Source organism: Fictibacillus sp. NRS-1165 (genome assembly GCF_050468105.1).
Taxonomy (GTDB): domain Bacteria; phylum Bacillota; class Bacilli; order Bacillales; family Fictibacillaceae; genus Fictibacillus_C; species Fictibacillus_C terrinigri.
The window spans coordinates 1-810 of sequence record NZ_JBDPNU010000112.1 but is presented as its reverse complement, the minus strand read 5'-3'; the positions used below and the strand labels follow the sequence as shown (position 1 = coordinate 810).

Here is an 810-nt window from a genome sequence, read left to right as displayed (position 1 = left end):
TGAAACACATTGCCAAAACTTATTGGAATGACTGTGTCGTTTTGGGCCATGACGGAGGCAATGACTTTCTGGTGCATCATTAAATTTTCTTTGTTCGGATGATAAATTTTCATAGGAACTTCTGCCGCTACCATTGCTGAGTCCTTATAATGAATGGTAAATATTTGTTTCTCTTCGCCATCTATAACTGCTTTTCCAAATTGATGCAGTTCCTGATTCGTTTGTATACTGCAAAATATATATATACCGGTTGATTGGCTCACCCGTTTCACTCCCTTTCTATTTCTTTGCACGTATCTTCCACGATGTTTTTTATTTTTGATTGATCCGATTCATCTAAGCCTTTAGATACAGAAAACCATAAAATGTCAAAACATAATTGTTGAAAATCTTCATCTTTCCCGTCTACAGGAATCCCTTCTTCATGAGCTAGTGTAGCGATCATAAGAGAAGCGCGTAAGCTTGGCCTGTGCTGGCTGTTTTTAGGACATTTTTCCCTTAAGGAGGAAACAATCCTGGTAATGCCTGCAGCCTTCTCTTTTGAAACACCCGTTTTTTTTGAAAGAATTTCCGCTTCCGTCTCTTCATCTGAATAATCAATTGGAATGGTGATTAATCTGTCTAATAAGGCATCCTGTGTTTGATGAACGCCGGCGTATTCAGCTGGATTGCTCGTAAACATTACGGAAAACTTTGGATGGACACGAATAAACGGTTCTTGTTGCTTGGTTCCATATAAGGGAAGGATCCGTTCCTCTAAAATGGAGAGAAAGATATTATTTGTGGAAGGCTTAGACCGAGTAAATTCAT

General features: G+C 38.8%; 1 protein-coding gene and 1 pseudogene. Both read right to left on the bottom strand.

The window, feature by feature from the left end; all coding sequences use genetic code 11:
- Positions 1-263: GvpL/GvpF family gas vesicle protein (locus ABHN01_RS24720; protein WP_429877748.1), on the bottom strand; the 263-nt coding region annotated here is incomplete at its 3' end.
- Positions 264-268: 5 nt separating this feature from the next.
- Positions 269-810 (bottom strand): annotated as a pseudogene (locus ABHN01_RS24715) (gas vesicle protein GvpN); the annotation flags it as partial.